The 17,904-nt window shown below is 47.1% G+C and carries 15 protein-coding genes; all 15 read right to left on the reverse strand.

The features are described from left to right. Positions 1–559: 559 nt before the first annotated feature. The 15 genes from DP091_RS11850 to DP091_RS11920 all read right to left on the reverse strand — a co-directional run bounded on the left by DP091_RS11850 (position 560) and on the right by DP091_RS11920 (position 17,716). Positions 560–1,849, reverse strand: a complete 1,290-nt coding sequence (locus tag DP091_RS11850; protein WP_113058516.1) for an adenylosuccinate synthase — start codon at positions 1,847–1,849, stop codon at positions 560–562. Between the two features lie 410 nt (positions 1,850–2,259). After that, a complete protein-coding gene (dnaB, locus tag DP091_RS11855; protein ID WP_071219350.1) occupies positions 2,260–3,624 on the reverse strand; it encodes a replicative DNA helicase in 1,365 nt (454 codons plus the stop codon). Position 3,625: 1 nt separating this feature from the next. Next, the gene (gene rplI / locus DP091_RS11860) at positions 3,626–4,069 is read right to left on the reverse strand and encodes a 50S ribosomal protein L9 (protein ID WP_071219349.1); all 444 of its coding nucleotides are present in this window, start codon (positions 4,067–4,069) and stop codon (positions 3,626–3,628) included. Then, positions 4,066–6,066: a DHH family phosphoesterase gene (locus DP091_RS11865; RefSeq protein ID WP_113058517.1), complete on the reverse strand. Its 2,001-nt coding sequence runs from the start codon at positions 6,064–6,066 to the stop codon at positions 4,066–4,068. The genes rplI and DP091_RS11865 overlap by 4 nt, the downstream gene beginning before the upstream one ends. A gap of 11 nt (positions 6,067–6,077) precedes the next feature. Then, positions 6,078–6,995 carry a DUF2232 domain-containing protein gene (locus tag DP091_RS11870; RefSeq protein WP_113058518.1) on the reverse strand — a complete coding sequence of 306 codons (918 nt, stop codon included), beginning with the start codon at positions 6,993–6,995 and terminating at the stop codon, positions 6,078–6,080. Positions 6,996–7,000: 5 nt separating this feature from the next. Next, on the reverse strand, positions 7,001–7,303 hold the full coding sequence (locus DP091_RS11875) for a MazG-like family protein (protein ID WP_174819218.1): 303 nt from the start codon (positions 7,301–7,303) through the stop codon (positions 7,001–7,003). 262 nt (positions 7,304–7,565) lie between these two features. Continuing rightward, positions 7,566–8,000 carry a CBS domain-containing protein gene (locus DP091_RS11880; protein ID WP_071219346.1) on the reverse strand — a complete coding sequence of 145 codons (435 nt, stop codon included), beginning with the start codon at positions 7,998–8,000 and terminating at the stop codon, positions 7,566–7,568. Positions 8,001–8,223: 223 nt separating this feature from the next. Then, positions 8,224–9,210: an LCP family protein gene (locus DP091_RS11885; RefSeq protein ID WP_113058519.1), complete on the reverse strand. Its 987-nt coding sequence runs from the start codon at positions 9,208–9,210 to the stop codon at positions 8,224–8,226. A 241-nt stretch (positions 9,211–9,451) separates the two neighbouring features. Continuing rightward, positions 9,452–10,423, reverse strand: a complete 972-nt coding sequence (locus DP091_RS11890; RefSeq protein ID WP_113058520.1) for a D-alanyl-D-alanine carboxypeptidase family protein — start codon at positions 10,421–10,423, stop codon at positions 9,452–9,454. Positions 10,424–10,636: 213 nt separating this feature from the next. After that, a complete protein-coding gene (locus tag DP091_RS11895; protein ID WP_113058521.1) occupies positions 10,637–11,602 on the reverse strand; it encodes an ABC transporter ATP-binding protein in 966 nt (321 codons plus the stop codon). Further along, positions 11,602–12,576: an ABC transporter ATP-binding protein gene (locus DP091_RS11900; protein WP_113058522.1), complete on the reverse strand. Its 975-nt coding sequence runs from the start codon at positions 12,574–12,576 to the stop codon at positions 11,602–11,604. The genes DP091_RS11895 and DP091_RS11900 overlap by 1 nt, the downstream gene beginning before the upstream one ends. 11 nt (positions 12,577–12,587) lie before the next feature. After that, on the reverse strand, positions 12,588–13,511 hold the full coding sequence (gene opp4C, locus DP091_RS11905) for an oligopeptide ABC transporter permease (RefSeq protein ID WP_113058523.1): 924 nt from the start codon (positions 13,509–13,511) through the stop codon (positions 12,588–12,590). 12 nt (positions 13,512–13,523) lie between these two features. Beyond that, positions 13,524–14,486 carry an ABC transporter permease gene (locus tag DP091_RS11910; protein ID WP_113058524.1) on the reverse strand — a complete coding sequence of 321 codons (963 nt, stop codon included), beginning with the start codon at positions 14,484–14,486 and terminating at the stop codon, positions 13,524–13,526. A 66-nt stretch (positions 14,487–14,552) separates the two neighbouring features. Beyond that, positions 14,553–16,316 carry an ABC transporter substrate-binding protein gene (locus DP091_RS11915; protein WP_113058525.1) on the reverse strand — a complete coding sequence of 588 codons (1,764 nt, stop codon included), beginning with the start codon at positions 16,314–16,316 and terminating at the stop codon, positions 14,553–14,555. A 725-nt stretch (positions 16,317–17,041) separates the two neighbouring features. Further along, positions 17,042–17,716: an SOS response-associated peptidase gene (locus tag DP091_RS11920; RefSeq protein WP_113058526.1), complete on the reverse strand. Its 675-nt coding sequence runs from the start codon at positions 17,714–17,716 to the stop codon at positions 17,042–17,044. Positions 17,717–17,904 lie beyond the last annotated feature (188 nt).

Raw genomic sequence — 17,904 nt, forward strand, 5'->3', positions numbered from 1 at the left:
TGACATGGCCATAATTGCTTCCTTTTTCCAGTATTGACGGCTCGGAATCGCTTCAATCCTCTTTCCCTCACTTTTTCTACCTCCATTTGATATATTTCGTGTTTCCGTTAGTTTTAGGCCCATTCTATATAAAAAAACCGAACTCATCCCTAGCAACCTAGTAGATGAATCCGGTTTTTTATTATGCTGGATCGTCTACCTTGTCCAGCTCTCAAGAAGGCCACACGCCTCATTGAATTCGTATGGCTTCTGCCACCCCACATTGATCTGACTGCATATACCCGCTGCCTTTAGCCCCAATTCCAAATTATCAGCGTGCTGTCCTCTATGTCTCTCTCCATTATAGGGTGGATGGGCAACCGGCTAAGGGATAATATTCTTCAAAAGAAGGGACAAATTCTTCCACATTTAGGGTATTCATGTTATCGCAGGATGCGTTCTGATCTCGACCTTCTTTGCCAAAAAAAAACCGCCGATACTATCATCGGCAGGTTCATAAAAACCTATCTTATCGTTGAAGTCGAACTTCTAGTCTCTCTACTCTTGGTCCAACGCTAGATTACTTCTCGTAAATCGGAAGCACTTGATTCGTCTGCTCCCGGTTGCGGCCCACGGAGAAGATGGCAATCGGAATGCCGGTCAGCTCGGATACGCGCTCTACGTAGCGGCGGGTGTTCTCCGGCAGATCCTCCAGCGTTTTGGCGCCGGTAATGTCTTCACTCCAGCCTGGCAGCTCTTCATAGATCGCTTCGCACTCGGCAAGCATTTTGAGGCTTGCTGGGTAGTGCGTAATCTCTTCGCCGCGGAATTTATATGCGGTACAGATCTTAACGGTCTCAAGACCGCTCAGCACATCCAGCGAGTTCAGGGACAAGCCGGTAATTCCGCTCACACGGCGGGCATGACGCACAACTACGCTATCGAACCAGCCTACGCGGCGAGCGCGTCCGGTTACCGTGCCGTATTCATGTCCTTTTTCCCGAATATACGCCCCGATTTCATTGTCCAGCTCCGTTGGGAAAGGTCCATCCCCTACACGCGTCGTATAGGATTTAGCCACACCGATCACCTGCTGAATCTTCGATGGTCCTACACCGGAGCCGATACATACACCGCCTGCAGAAGGATTCGAGGACGTAACGAACGGGTACGTGCCTTGATCGATATCCAGCATGACGCCCTGCGCGCCTTCGAACAATACTTTTTGATTATCATCGATCGCATCATTCAGGATGACGGAAGTGTCGCGCACATATTTACGAATGATTTCGGCGTATTCCAAATATTGCGCTAAAATCTCTTCAACATCGAGTTCTTCCCCACCATAGACCTGGGTAATGACTTGATTCTTCTCCTTCACCAGATGGCGAAGCTTCAGCTCGAACTCTTCCGCATCCATCAGATCTGCGATCCGGATGCCGTTACGTGCCGCTTTATCCATATAACAAGGGCCGATTCCCTTACGGGTTGTACCGATTTTGTTCGGACCTTTGCGGTCCTCTTCCAGAGCATCCAATACCATATGATAAGGCATGATAACATGAGCACGATCACTGATTACCAGATTATCCGTGCTGAACCCGTTATCATGAATATAATTAATCTCTTCAATAAGTGCAGCCGGGTTAACGACCATACCGTTTCCGATCACACAGGTTTTATCTTCATAGAATACTCCGGATGGAATCAAGCTAAGCTTGAATTTTTTACCGTCAATCAGAATGGTGTGGCCGGCATTGTTGCCGCCTTGGTAACGGGCTACCACGTCAGCGCTTTCCGCCAAATAATCCGTGATTTTCCCTTTCCCTTCATCTCCCCATTGTGTTCCCACAACGACTACCGTTGACATATTCATTCCTCCGCCCGGGCTGTTACACCCTTAATATTTCGCGAAACACTGATGAAATAACCTCTACAAACTGATTAATTTTCAACCTCACTGCACTAAAGCAGCAATACCAGTGTAACAGTCCCCATTTTTAAAGTCAAATACAAAAACGAACAATCGCACATCAGTGTGTACGATTGTTCGGAATTAGGACGAGATTATCGAATGATTGCAGCATTATTCGGGGAACCTCCATAAGAAAAGCGACTGTCGACGTACTTTCTCAGAAGACAGACCGCGGTTAGAGGAGATTTTTTCTTGCGATATCAGGAAGGCTCAAGCTTCGAAGTTTATACTTGATATCTTAAGAAATGCCCTTAACTTACAACCAGCGGCAGGGATCTGATCTGATCAGTTAATTTATAAGGTCGTCATCCGGCAGCAAAGGCATCGGCATGCGTTCGCTCGTAATTGACGAATTTATTAAAGTTTTTCAGGAAGACCAGTTCCACCGTACCTACAGGACCGTTACGCTGTTTAGCGATAATGATCTCGATGATGTTCTTCTTCTCGGTTTCCTGATTGTAATAATCATCCCGGTACAAGAACGCAACGATATCGGCATCCTGCTCGATCGAACCCGATTCCCGAAGGTCACTCATCATCGGACGCTTGTCCTGACGCTGCTCCACGCCCCGGCTGAGCTGTGACAGCGCGATAACCGGCACTTCGAGCTCACGGGCGATTTGTTTAAGCGTTCGCGAGATCTCGGATACCTCCTGCTGCCGGTTCTCTCCGGCCTTGCCGCGTCCATGGATAAGCTGGAGGTAATCGATCAGGATCATGCCAAGACCCTTCTCTTTCTTCAGGCGACGGCACTTCGCACGGATATCAGCAACCGTTACACCCGGTGTATCATCAATGTAGATCTCGGCTTCCGACAGAGCTGCGATGCCCATCGTAAGCTTGGACCAATCCTCATCACCTTTGAAATCCCCGTTACGCATGACCCCTGCATCCAGGTTAGCCTCCGCACAGATCATACGCTGTACGAGCTGCGGTGCTGACATCTCCAGACTGAAGATCGCCACGGTTTCTTTGGCGCGAATGGCCACGTTCTGAGCAATATTCAATGCAAACGCGGTTTTACCTACGGAAGGACGGGCAGCCACGATGATCAAGTCGTTTCGCTGGAATCCACTTGTCATTTTGTCCAAGTCCACGAAACCGGATGGAATTCCCGTTGTATTCCCCCGGTTCTGATGGAGAACCTCCACCTTCTCGAACACTTCCATCAGCACGTCTCGGATCGCAATAAATCCGCTGCCCGTGCGTCGATTGGAAATCTCGAGAATGCGCCGCTCTGCCTCGCTGAGCATACCGGATACATCTTCTCCTCCGGTATATCCTTCACTTACAATCTGTGTTGCGGTGCGAATCAACCGCCGCAGCATCGATTTCTCTTCGATGATCTGGGCGTAATAATCCACGTTCGCAGCCGTCGGAACCGCATGCGCCAGCTTTGCTAAATAGCTGACACCTCCGACCTCTTCCAGCTGCCCTTTATCTTGCAGGAGAGATGTAAGGGTCACCAGATCGATCGGTTGATTGCCTTCCCCGAGCTGCACCATAACCTCATAGATCATCTGATGCGTTTTGTCGTAGAAGTCCTCGGCCTGCACCCGCTCCATCGCTGTAATCAGCGCTTCACTTTGCAGCAGAATGGCACCCAGCACCGCCTGCTCTGCCTCAAGGTTCTGCGGGGGGACCCGATCGAAATAGAGTTCTCCTCCCATATTACTCCTCCGTAATTTGAACCTTGAGCGTCGCCTTGACGTCAGGGTGCAGCTTCACCGGAATCTGGGTAACACCCAGACTGCGGATCGGATCGCTAAGTTCAATTTTGCGCTTGTCGATTTTGATCTTTTGTCCTGCCAGCGCTTCAGCAATTTGTTTGCTGGTAATGGCGCCGAACAGACGACCGCCTTCTCCAGCCTTAGCTTTCAGGACAACGGTCATCTCTTCCAGCTTTTTGCCGAGCGCCTGTGCTTCTTCCTTCTCCTGAGCCTTGCGCTTCTCCTCGGAAGCCTGCTGCTGCTCCAGCGTTTTCATGTTGCCGTCGGTTGCGGGACGAGCGACCCCACGCGGAATCAGGAAGTTTGTTGCGTATCCTTCCGAAACTTCCTTCACTTCACCTTTCTTGCCTTGACCCTTCATATCTTTTATGAAAATGACTTTCATTCAAATAACCCCTCTTTCGCTTCGATGTCCTTCAGTACTTCCATCAACTTCTCCTCGGCTTTCTCAGGCGTCGTATCCAGTTGTACTGCGGCGTTCGTTAAATGTCCGCCTCCCCCGAGACGTTCCATAATCATCTGAACATTCATCTTGCCCATGGAGCGGGCGCTAATGCCAATCTTGCCGTCTGTGCGCTCGCTTATGACAAACGATGCCTGCACATCCGTCATATTCAGCAGCATATCCGCCACTTGAGCGATCAATAGCTGCGGCATGGGCTCCCCGCTCTTCGATACCGCTATGGCGATATGGTCATATACCATTTTAGCATGTTTCACGATTTCTGCCTTCGCTATAAATTCTGTCAGATCTTCCTTGAGTACCCGCTGAATCATCATCGTATCGGCACCGTGACGACGCAGGAAACCGGCAGCCTCGAACGTTCTCGATCCCGTGTGGAGGGCAAAATGCTTCGTATCCACCGTGATCCCTGCCAATAAGGCCGTTGCCTCAACCGGTGTAAGGGATACCCGTTCGTGAATATACTGCAGCACCTCCGTAACCAGCTCGCAGGTTGATGAGGCATACGGTTCAAGATAGATTAGCACCGCATCGTTAATAAACTCTTCCCCGCGCCGGTGATGATCCATTACAACGACCCGGCTTGCGCGATGAACCAGCCGCGGCTCCATCGTCATGGAGGCTTTATGCGTATCAACCACAACGAGCAATGTATGCTCTGTCATGATCTGCATCGCTTGTTCGGTAGAGATGAATCGGTTCATCAAGGCTTCGTCCTTCCGGACCTCATCCATCAGCCTCGATATGGACGGATTCATTCCCTCCATCACGATATAAGCCTCCACTTTATACATCTGAGCTGCTTTCAACACGCCGATTGCAGCGCCGACCACGTCCATATCCGGCAGCTTATGACCCATGATGATCACTTTGTCGCTCTCCTGCATCAAATCACGCAGCGCATGTGAGATAACACGTGCTCTTACGCGGGTCCTTTTCTCCACTGCATTGGATTTACCGCCATAGAAGGAGAGCCTCTGGCCCGCTTTGACAGCTGCCTGATCTCCGCCGCGGCCCAGTGCCATATCCAAACTGGATTGTGCCAACTGCCCAAGCTCCGTGATGTCGTCTGAACCGAAAGCAAGGCCAACGCTTAGCGTCAGCGGTACCTTCAGATCGGCGGTCATCTCCCGGACTTCATCCAAGATGAGAAAACGGCTGTTCTCCAGCGCCTCAAGCGACCTGTGGTTGAGCATCATTAAATAGCGGTCCGAGGAAAGTCTTCGCAAATAGACGTTAAATTCACGCGCCCAATCGGTAATCTCACTGGTTACCTTCGCAATCAGTGCCGTCCGCTGTTGATCATCCATCCCCTGCGAGGCTTCATCGATGTTATCCATCATGATAATGCCCAAGGCCAATCGCTCATCCTCATACCGCTGCCTTAGCACGGCCAGCTCGGTTATCTCATCCAGATAGATTAATCGCTCATCCGGAATGACCGTTGCTCCATAGAACTTATCCTCGTGGGAGATCTCCAGACGGATTTCTTTCGGCAGCTTCTCCTTGTTATCCTTCTTCTCCTGAGCTTCCTTTATCGCGACAACCAGCTGGGGAAACAGTTCCTCTAAGGATGCGCCGACCAACGACTGCTGCGGAAACATATTGACCACGAATTGGTTATGCCACTCCACGGTCTTGTCCTCGCTGTACAGGACAATACCAAATGGCAGCACGCTGACCGCTTCGCCTTCGACCCGCTGAATCCGAAATGACAGATCCCCAATATAATCGACCAGCTCGCGGCGGAATTTCATCTCCGTCTTCAGCATGGCATAGCCGCCTGCCACCGCAAGCAGCAGACCGACCAGCCCCAGAATGGTATTGTAGAACGACAGAAAAATAACAAGCAGAAGCACCAACGCAAACGCCCAGACGGTATGATAGCCGTGCCAGCGCTTCTGCAGAAATTTAGGCATGACTCATCACCCTATCTTTTGGTTTTACTAAACGCCTGACGAAGTGGAAATGCCAGGTCCAGGATTCCGATAATCATAGCCGGCGGGAACAACACAATCGGTATAGCCGTCAAAAGCGGTACGATCGGATGCCACTTCCGTTCGTGGGTGAGATAGTAGAAGAACCCCAGCGCTTGGATCATGAAGCAGATCTGCAGCAAAGGCGTAGCGTTTGCCACGATCATCTTCATGAAGTTATTGTCTGAATTAACGGTTGCTATGTTGATGAAGAATATGAGCAAGTAGTACCAGATCAGGGAACGCGGCAGCATCCATTCTCTAGCTGGCTTCAGCCGAGGCACGGACAAGCCCATGCTGCCCAGCGTGGGACGAGCCAAAGCATGGGTTACCACCGTCATGAGGAACGAGCTGATAATCATCGCAAATGGAACCAAGCGCATCGTTTGATCTTTAATTAATTGTGTATCGAGTTCGGTGCCAAGGAACTGTCCTCCCAGGCCTCCTTCTACTCCCATCTCAGTGAGCGGAGCCGTCGTCATCTTCACAATCTCATCCACATACTCCGACAGATTTAATTGGAAGAAGGCGGTACTGATCATGAGCAGAAGAAGCATCTCCACCAGCATGACGGCCATGCCATACTTCAATACCTGCATAGCTGCCTTCCGCTTCCGGTACAAATACCCCATGACAATCCCCGGAATGGCAAAATAGATCGCAAATAACACATAAATGGGGTGAATCAAAAGCGCGATCAGCCACACTGGCACCACATGGATGATAAATGATTTTGTATTCAAAGCCGTAAACAGAATCGCAATCGGCAGAACTAACAAGAAAGCCGTTACGATCGAAAAGGGTGTGAGTAATGATAGCAGCAGAAGCAAATAAATAACGCTCCATACCGCCGTAGTCCAGCGCAGTTTCAATATGTTCACCTCTTACGCAAATGTTCTTCGAGCGCGGAAATATCCTGGTACCAATCTTCCAGCTGATGTCCTTCCTGCTTATGCTTTTTCAATTTCTCTAACAAGAGATCGTCCAAATCCCGATAGGTCAAGCCGAGCCTTCGGCCCAGTATGTATGAGCTCATCATCAGGCTTACCAAACTGTCCCCAACCTTTGTAGTGCTGCCTTCCCATAGAGCTTTAAATAAGCGGGATACATTGTCAATTACTTCGGTTTTGAGCCACTCAATCACTTTGGCACGTTTAGCTACATCCAAGTCCTTCGGCATATTTGGCATATCCATCTCTCCCTGAAAACAGCTTTATTCTCCATTATAGCATAAAAAAAAGCCGCCCACACAAAGGCCCATGCACCCTGTCCATCCTTAGTCCCGGTTGGTACTCTGTAATCCACCTTCTCTTTGTACTCCAATCGGGCCCAGGTTATTCCTCCCCGCCTTTTCGCTGCAGCTGGGTTCTATAAAAATAGGGCGTGTTACCCACATTGTCGTCCGTGGTCCCACGCCCTTGTTTATTTTCAAGCCTGATTGATTATGATGCCCCGTGGGACTCCATCGTCTCCTTGGAGACAATTCGTTCACAGTACTCAATGATGAGGCTTCTGCGTACAATTCCGATAAAGCGGTTCATATCATCCACGACAGGTACAAAGTTCTGCACCTTGGCCAGATTAATCAGATCCTCCATCCGGGCGTCAATCGACACCGGCTTGATATCCATACGAAAAGGAACATCCTTCAGCAAAAATTTCGAAGCGTTCTCAAAAGTGATTTTGCCTTCCGAATTCTTCATATGCCATAACAGGTCACCTTCCGTTACAGTCCCTGCGTACTGGCCGTTCTTATCCAGTACGGGCACTGCTGTATATCGGTGAAACTCCATCCGTTCCAGCGTCTGCCTGAGCGTAGAATCCAGTGTTAAACAGATCACTTCCTGCTTCGGTAACAGAAAAAAAGCGATATTCATAATGCATTATCCTCCTTATGACTCCAACCTTAGAAGTCATGTTAAGTAACCTTCCTGATTTAAAGCCTAGGTATGCAGGTTACTCCTTCCCCTATCCATACTCATACATACGTTAACTTCGCCATTCTGATTCCTTATATAGGGCACAAAATCAGCAGCCATCCGACTGCTGATTGAGATGAAGCAACGTACTATGACATCATCCGGGTGTACCGGTGTTTATTTATTTCAATTTTTGCTTCTCAGCATCTTTGGGCTGCAGCAGCTGGTCAGCCGGCGTATCGGGGTTCATCCAATTGTCAATTAGATCCCGGGCTTCCTGCACGTCTTCCATGTCGGGCTCGTTATAATAGACGCCGCCAATTTTCATGCCTTCCCCCATGATCGTATAGCTGGTCATATCCACTTTGCCACCGGTCAGCATCTGCTTCGCCAGGTCAATAATGAACTTAGGCTGCATATCGGTCTGGAAATTATCACCCATGATCTCAATCAATTCAGGCACCTTGCCGATCTGATCAAGTTTCATCACCCGCTTGGCCGCTACGTCCAAAAACACTTGCTGTCTCTTCGCACGATTAAAGTCGCTGTCCTCCCGATAACGGACATAATTCAATGCTTCTTCACCGTTATAAATCGGTTTGTTGGCTTCAATCGTGAATTTCTCATGGTCTCTGCCTTTATTAACGATATCCTTGCCGATCGGCAGCTCCACGCCCCCAATGGCATCAACAACATCCTTCAAGCCCTGGAAATTAATGGAAGCATAATAATTAAGCTTCTCCTCGAAAAATGCCTCCATCGTATCTTTGGCCATTTGATGACCGCCAAAGGCAAACGCGTGGTTAATCTTATCTTTCTTGTCCTTACCGATAATATCGACATACGTGTCCCTTGGAACCGAAATTAAGAGCACTTTGGACTCCATGGGACGCACAACCGCATAGATCAACGTGTCCGAACGCGCAGGTTCATCCTCACGCTGGTCACTCCCGAGCAGCATAACCGAGAACGGCTCGCTCTGGAGTACGACAGGTTCAGGTGTCTTGTCGCTCTGGAGCGGTTTATACGATTTCTGTAATGATTCCTCTACATCCTTTGCCATAAACAGATCAAATGCAACAACCGCTAGCTGCGTTCTGAACAAAAAAGCGGTTGAGCCAAGCAGTATGACCAAAGCGAGAGTAATATATATTGATTTCCTCTTCATGAGTTCAATTCCTTCTTTATTATAAAATAAATGAATAGATAAGTCAGATCGTTAAAGGTCCATGCTTGCACCTCAAGCTACTTGGCTCACCCTCCTCTCCTTATTAAACGGAAACTCCTACCGTTGACTCACTTCATATCAGTAGGCCAGTTTCACACATCTTCTATTGTAAACCAGATTATTGTCAAATGTGAACCCTTCACGGGCAGTTCTATAAATCTACCAAATCTTCAGCGATCTGCTAAACAGGTCTCTTATCATGCGTAAGAGCGGCTGAGATCCCCGAATATTGAAACCAGTCATCCAGCCGCTCTCTCCATGTTAACGTTTTGGCGAATCCGTAGTCAAATAGCTTGCGCGTCTCTTCAAATCTTGCTTCTTTGGACTCGGTACCCATGACAACGGCAACAAGCCGACTGCCTTGTTTCTCCGCAGTACCCGTGAAGCAGTATCCTGCATTCGCCGTATACCCTGTCTTTAATCCGTCAGTGCCTTCATAGGAATAAGGGCCTCCTACCGATGGCAGCATCCAATTGGTATTGCTTAAATATAAATTCCGTCCGCTGATCTTGGTTTGGGTCTTGCTGGAGGTGCTAAGAATATCCGGGTGGCTGCGAATCAAATGCACTGCCAGCTTTGCCGTATCCTCTGCGGTCATCGCCGTTTCTCCATCCGATGTCCAGGCTTGATCGTTGGCTGTGTTTCGCTCGACTCCCGACGCATTCACGAATCGCGTCGCGCTGGATAAGCCAATCTCTTTTGCCTTGGCATTCATTTTTCGGACAAATGCTTCCTCCGAGCCTGCAAAATGCTCGGCAAGCGCTACGGCCGCATCATTGGCCGAATAAACCGTTATGCTCTGGAACAATTCGCGTACCGTCACGATTTCGCCGGATTTCAAGGCGATTTTAACGCCGCTTACGTTGCTTGCGGAATCGCTTATCCTGACCTCATCGTCCCAGGATCGGTTCCCGGTTTTAATATCATCCAGAATAACCAACTCGGTCATCAGCTTGGACATGCTTGCAGGCGGTAAAGGTATATCGCCATTTTTGCTGAGCAAAATACGCCCGGTGTTTAAATCCATCAAGACAACCGCTCGCGCGTCCACCTTCGGTTTAAACCCCGCTCGTTCTATATTTCCTATGACAACCGCCCCAATCGGGACGATTATTAACAACATCATGACCAGCCAAAGCCACCGTTTTTTCATAGAATTAGCCCTCCATAATAATAGACGGATAAAAAGGGCATTTGGTCTGCTTTTTTTCGAAAATTTTATTTAGGAATTTTTGTAAAAAAGGCCCGTTGGTCCTCTAAAATGAAAAAGACCCCCATCCGTCCGCAGACGGAGGAAGTCCCCCTAGAATTTTTTTCTAATAATCGCTCTGGTTGCTGTCAGAAACTTTAGATATGAACAGTCATATTAAGCGTAGTGACAAGCAACGAAATGATTGTTACCCATATCGCGATACTCTGGAATCTCCTGCTTGCACAGGTCTGAAGCCAGCGGACAGCGAGTATGGAACTTGCAGCCGGATGGCGGATTCGCCGGGCTTGGGATGTCTCCCTGCAGTACGATCCGATCGCGCTTCAGCGTTGGATCCGGTACTGGCACAGCCGATAGCAAGGCTTTCGTATATGGATGCAGCGGGTTGCGGAACAATTCTTCCTTGCTGGCCATTTCCACCATCGATCCCAGATACATTACCCCAATTCGGTTGCACAAATGCTCTACAACACTGAGATCATGCGAAATGAACAAGTAGGTCAACTGTTTATCGCGCTGCAAGTCACTAAGCAAGTTGATAATTTGCGCTTGAATCGATACATCCAGCGCGGAAACCGGCTCATCAGCCACAATAAAGTCTGGATTCAGAATCAATGCGCGGGCAATCCCGATCCGTTGACGCTGTCCACCTGAGAATTCATGCGGATAACGATCATAATGATAGGCCGCAAGGCCGCAAATCTCAAGCGTTTCAATCACGCGAGCCTTAAGATCCTTACGGTTAACTAAGCCATGATCAATGAGTGCTTCGCCGATCGCTTCGCCAACCTTGATTCTTGGATTCAGGGAGCTGAAAGGATCCTGGAACACGATCTGCATCTTCGGACGCAGTGCACGCATTTTCTCTTTGGACAAGGTATGGATATCCTGACCATTAAAGATAACCTTACCTTCCGTTTTTTCCAGCAGACGGAGAATGGTTCGGCCAATGGTGCTTTTGCCGCAGCCGGATTCACCTACAAGCCCGAAGGATTCACCTTTGTTGATGGTAAAGCTGACTCCGTCAACTGCTCTTACATTACCCACCGTCCGCTGCAATATGCCGCCGGTGATGGGAAAGTATTTCTTCAAACCATCGATTTCGATCAGTGCTTGACTCATTACGCTTTCCCCTCCTCTTCATACAACCAGCAAGCGACCTTATGGCCGTTAGGATCCGTACCGAGCGGAGGCGTCTTCTCTCTACAAATCTGCATGCATGATTCACAGCGATCATGGAAGTGACAGTTGTCACCAAGATCTACCGGATTGGGTACCTGCCCCGGAATCGAATACAGACGTTCCTGGGTCTGATTAATGATGGGCTTAGCTTTCAAAAGCCCCCTGGTATATGGATGCTTCGGCTGCTTGAAGAGCTCAATGACCGGAGCTTCCTCAATAACTTTTCCTGCATACATTACAACAACATAGTCCGCCATCTCCGCTACGACGCCCAGGTCATGCGTAATCAGCATAATGGATGTATTCAACTTCCCCTTGATGTCGCGCATCAGATCCAAAATCTGGGCCTGAATCGTAACATCAAGCGCTGTTGTTGGCTCGTCAGCAATCAGAAGCTTGGGATTACAGCTAAGTGCAATCGCGATCATAATCCGTTGGCGCATACCGCCGCTGAGCTCATGCGGATAGGAGTCGAAAATCTTCTCCGCACGCGGTATTCCTACCAGATTGATGAGGTCGATGGCTCGTTGTTTAGCTTCTTTGCGGTTTACGAGCTGATGCAGCAGAATCGGCTCTACAATCTGTTCCCCGATCGTTAATACCGGGTTCAGTGAGGTCATCGGTTCCTGGAAGATCATGGCGATATCGTTACCGCGAATCAAACTCATTTCGCGCTTGCTCATCTTCAACAGGTCCTTGCCTTCATATAGAATCTCTCCTCCTACTGGAGGTGTATCAATTAAACGCATAAGAGACATGGCTGTTACGCTTTTACCACAGCCCGACTCACCAACCACGCACAGTGTTTCACCCTCACGGATTTTGAAGCTTACATCGTCGACGGCTTTCACGGTGCCTGCGGAGGTTTGAAAATGCGTTTTTAAATTGCGGAATTCAACTAATTCTTTTGCCATATTCGCATCTCCTACTTCTTCATTTTCGGGTCAAGTGCGTCGCGAAGCCCGTCACCGATCAAGTTGATTGCAACTACGGTAACCAGAATACACATACCTGGCGGAATCCATAGCCATGGTCTCTTCCGGAAATCAATCAAGTTGTTTGCCGCAGAAATCATATTTCCCCAGGACGGTGTTGGTGGAACAACCCCAATTCCGAGAAAGCTTAGCGAAGATTCAAAAATAATCGCGCCTGCTACCCCTAAGGTTGCAGATACAATAATGATAGGAATCGTATTAGGAAGCAGATGGCGGAAAATCTTCCGACGATCTTTAAGCCCTAAAGCTTCTGTTGCTTGCATAAACTCCTGCTCGCGGAGCCCCAAGATTTGACCACGTACGAGACGGGAGATGCTGCTCCAGCCCAACACACCGATAATCAACATCAAGAAATAGATACGATCCGTTGGCTCCACCTTCAGGTCTGACAATATCGCGCCCAGAATAATCAGGATCGGCAGCGTAGGCATTGCCATAAAGATGTCAGCCACACGCATAATCAGCGTGTCCACCCATTTACGATAAAAACCCGCTAAAGCTCCCAAGGTTGCTCCGATGATGACCGAAATGCCTGTGGCAACAAGCCCAACCAAAAGAGATATTCGTCCAGCAAGCATCATACGCAGTAAAATATCTCGCCCAAGCTTATCGGTACCTAGCCAATACTTCGAGCTTGGAGGCAAATTCTTATCAGCCACACTGTAATCATATAGAGAATAAGGTGAAAAGTACGGGCCAATAAAACATAACAAAAACATAAATACAACTATGAAAAGTCCGATGACAGCAAGACGGTTTCTGGAAAAACGACGAATAGCAATTCGCCATGGGGAATCCGGCCGCTTCTTCGGAACTGGTAGATTCGTTTTTAATGGTGCAGTCTCTGCGGACAAATGAATCTCCTCCTACTTTAAGCGAATTCTTGGATCTGCAGCTCCATACAGAACGTCAGACAACAGGTTGCCCAGAAGTGTCAGTACGGATATGAATACTGTGAACCCAAGCATGAACGGATAGTCCCGCATATTGATTGATTCCAGATAGACTTGACCGACCCCGGGCCAGATGAAAATTTTCTCCATGATGATGGCTCCACCAAATAAAGATGGAAGCTCAAAACCCATGAGAGTGATGGCAGGAAGCATGGCATTACGCAGCGCATGCTTGAAAATAACCGTACGTTCTTTCAATCCCTTTGCACGGGCTGTGCGGATGTAATCCTGACGGATAACCTCCAGCATGCTTGTACGGAAATACCGTGTCAAACCGCCTGTGCTCAGCATCGTAAGTACAGTAACCGGCAAGAACATATGCCATGCAATATCGATCAGTTGATCCCATGTGTTTCCGTTCAGTCCTGAAGTCTTCATTGTACCAACAGGAAACCATCCTAAATCCAAGGCAAACACCTTGATAAGTAAGAGTCCGATAAAGAAGGACGGCAGTGACATACATAAGAAGACTAATAAAGTTATGATCTTGTCAAACAATGAATATTGAAACTTCGCTGAGAACACGCCAGCAAAAGCAGCTATAATCCAACTCAATATTAAACTGAAAATCGCAATGAAAAAGGAATTCCATACGTAATTATTCATTACGGTCGTGACAGGTTGTTTGTGCACAAGGGAATCTCCGAGATTGCCCTTTAACATATTACCGACCCATGTAAGATAACGCTCAACAGGCGGCTTATCCAAACCATAAATTTCCCGAAGCTGAGCTGCTTTCTCAGCAGTCATCGTCGGGTTGTTCACTGCAGTGATATAATCACCTGGTACCAAAGATGATATTGCAAATATGAGAATCGAGATCCCGATCAATGTCGGGATTATCTGCAGCAGCCTCCGGATAATGTACTGCTTCATAATATTCCTCCCGGCTTATAAGTGCATATGCCCAGCTCTTGCGAGCTGAGCATATGTTTCTTGATGCTATTGTTGAATTTCTGCTTTGTACAGGTCAATTGCGAAATCTTTGTACGGTGTGATGTCAATGCCGTTCAATCTGGAGTTGATTGCCCATGCATCACGTCTTTGGTAAATCGGAAGATCCGGAACGTCTTTATTCAGCACTTGATATGCTTCAGCATAAGCCGCTTTACGCTCTTCCAAATCAAAGGCGTTCAGACCTTTTTTCATTGCTGCATCATAGTCAGGGTTGGAATATCCGATGTCATTTTGCTGTCCATCTGTGATATATACCGTGGAGTCTGGATCTGGAGTCAAGCCCCATGCAGCAAAGAACATGTCGAACTCGCCTTTATCCTTCTTATCCATAATTGCATTAAAGTCCAAAGTTTCAGCTGTCAACTTGATGCCCAGCTCTTGGTAGTTCTGTGTCATAACCGGAATCAAAGCATCAATTACCGGGTTGTCAGCAGTTGCAGAGAAATGAATCTCGAATTTCTTGCCGTCTTTCTCGCGGATGCCGTCAGCACCTGGAGCCCATCCTGCTTCATCAAGAAGCTGCTTCGCTTTTTCCATATCAAACTCGTACGGCTCAATACCTTCATTCGTGAAAGCCCATGATTCGCTGGACTGTGGAATGTTGATTACATTAGCATATTGGCCATAGATAATTTCTACAACCTCAGCGCGGTTCAAACCATAAATCAAAGCTTGACGAACTTTAGGATCTTGGAACTTAGGATCTTTATGGTTCATCGCAACATAACCATAACCATTGGTTGGGAAGATGTTGATGTCCAAGAAGCCCATCTCTTTCAACGCTTCTACGTTATCTTCGTTAACAGTAACCATATCCATATCGATTTCACCGGATTGGAACATAGCCAATCTAGTTTCTTCGGTAGTTGTCTTGTAAATTACGTTCTTAATTTTTGGTGCGCCCAAGAAGTAGTTCGGGTTAGCTTCCAATACAACCTCTTGTCCAGGAGAGAAGCTTTTCAGTACATATTGACCGCTACCAATTGGTTTAGCATGCAGATCTTTCATATATTCCAGGTTGCCTTGCTTGTAACCTTTTCCATAGTATGCTTCTGGTACAAAAGGAATCGTACCGAGATTATCCTTGGTCATGGCGTTTGCTTCGGTAACTTCGATTTCAATGGTATGGTCGTCAATGACTTTAATACCGGAGATATCTTTAGCTTTACCTTCGTTGTACTCTTTACCGCCTTTGATATGAACGGACAACAAATCGGATTGGCCGTCATAGCTGGAATCATGATAAACTTTCATTGCGAAAGCATAGTCTTTTACAGTAACCGGAGTGCCATCAGAATATGTCACGCCTGGCTTCAATTTGAATGTGTATTTCAATTTGTCTTCGGATACTTCCACGCTCTCAGCCAGGCGATTATTATAAGTTCCATCACCGTTCAGCGAGAAGAAAGAATCGAAAATTGCTTCTACAACATATTTGTCATATGCTGTTTGCCAGTAGAATGGGCTAAATACCCCTTTAGGTGCTGTCATACCAACAACGAGTGTGTCTTTACGTGCCAACGCATTCGCCGGATTAGCAGATGGATCTGCTGCCTCGAAATAACCTTGGCTTTCGTCTCCAGTTTCAGCCGGCGGTTCTGTAGTATCTTTGTCGCCTTCAGCTGGTGGTGTTTGCTCCGTTTGCTCCCCTTGACTTGGCTGTTCTGCTGTTTCTCCGCCCGCACATGCTGCCAGTACCGTGATGGCCAAAAGCATGATTGCAAACAGGAGTGACATTCTTTTCTTCATGCGAATCCTCCTCTTAAAAAATGTTGTTGCTATAAATTATCAGGACGAATATTGAAATCATCCTTAAATAATTTCGTACTGAATTCTGAGTTCTCTAGGATGTCATTGCATGATGTGAAATAAATTGAAAGTTTTACAGAAAATATACCATTGGTCAATTAGTGCCAAAGTCTCTAGCAAAATCTTCTTGCCTATAAAATTAATGTTATGATACGTGTAAATTTAGGTAACGTCAATTACTTTTTTTCATTTTTCTCAAAAATCATGTTTTTAACGTCATTTTTGAGGTTAATAATTAAGTTTATCTCCGTTGTATATCCTTAGTTTACTGAAAATGTATGTAATATCAAGATTTATTTACAATTTATAACTATAATCACTTAAGGTTCAACCGTTTTTATGTGATATTTCATTACATAAACCCTAAAATTAAATGACCACTTTCATTGTTTGGGTTAAATCCGTTAAGTATACGTAATCTTATTTAACATTTGCTGAGTTTGTCTCCCGTGATTACAACTAGAAGCCACTTTTATGTAATATATTATCCTTACAATATGCTTCAATTCAGTATTAGATGACGTGTATTTATGGTTCAGCTTTTTCATAGTTTAGCCTCCTACAGCGTTACTGCTTAAAAAAAGCAATCCAGGACTGTGGTCCGGATTGCTTTTATGTTGAATTCCATGTCAGATAAATCAACCTTGCTCTTTCATACTTGCGAACTACAGATTCTTTACCCAAGCGAGCTTTAAATCCATCTCCTCAATGCACTGCTGGTGATCATGCGTATCGTCAGCCACTAACGGCGTTACCGGATACATTCGCATCTGCCCGCGATACGTATGAAGCAGCGGAAACACCGCATGTCTTCCTTGGATCTCCGGATCCAGCCACTTTTCCATGTTTTCCTCTGACAAAATCGCCGGCATTCGTGTTTCGAACTCTCGAATCGCTTCATTGGCTTCTGTCATTAGAATCGTGCATGTTCTCATTTCATTTCCCCTGGCATCGCGCCATGTCTCGTATAAACCAGCCATACCGAATATTTCATGATCCCCGATTACGGTCCGAACCGCATAACTCCGTTTACCGACCGTTCGCCAGTAATATAAACCGTTACAAGGGATTACACAGCGTCTTGTGTCAATCGCTTTACGGTAAGTGGGATTCTGATCAACCGTTATAATATCAGCATTGACTGCGTCTTTCCCCCAGTAGGGCACTAACCCCCATCGATACTCATCGAGCACTCGCTCTCCCTGTTCCTGAATAATGACCGGCATCGTTTGGGTAGGGCTAATGTTGTACCGGCTCTTGTAGTAATACATTACCCGATTAATGCCAAAACGTTGATTCACTTCATCGATCCCTGCGGACAGCGAGAATCGTCTGCACATATAACTACCTCCTTTTTCCTTTATCGTTTGGATATTGGAGGCGGAATATGCATAATAAGACTAACAACATGGAGCTTCCACTGCTTGTACGCTTGTATCCCTGGAGTGGACATCACAAAATTGAAAGATTTCTGCAAGTTTTATGTAATCACAATATTAAATTTTCTGTACCACTCTGCCGTGGCAAT

Origin of the sequence: Paenibacillus sp. MDMC362 (genome assembly GCF_003269305.1) — a bacterium.
In the GTDB taxonomy this organism is placed as follows: domain Bacteria; phylum Bacillota; class Bacilli; order Paenibacillales; family Paenibacillaceae; genus Paenibacillus_AQ.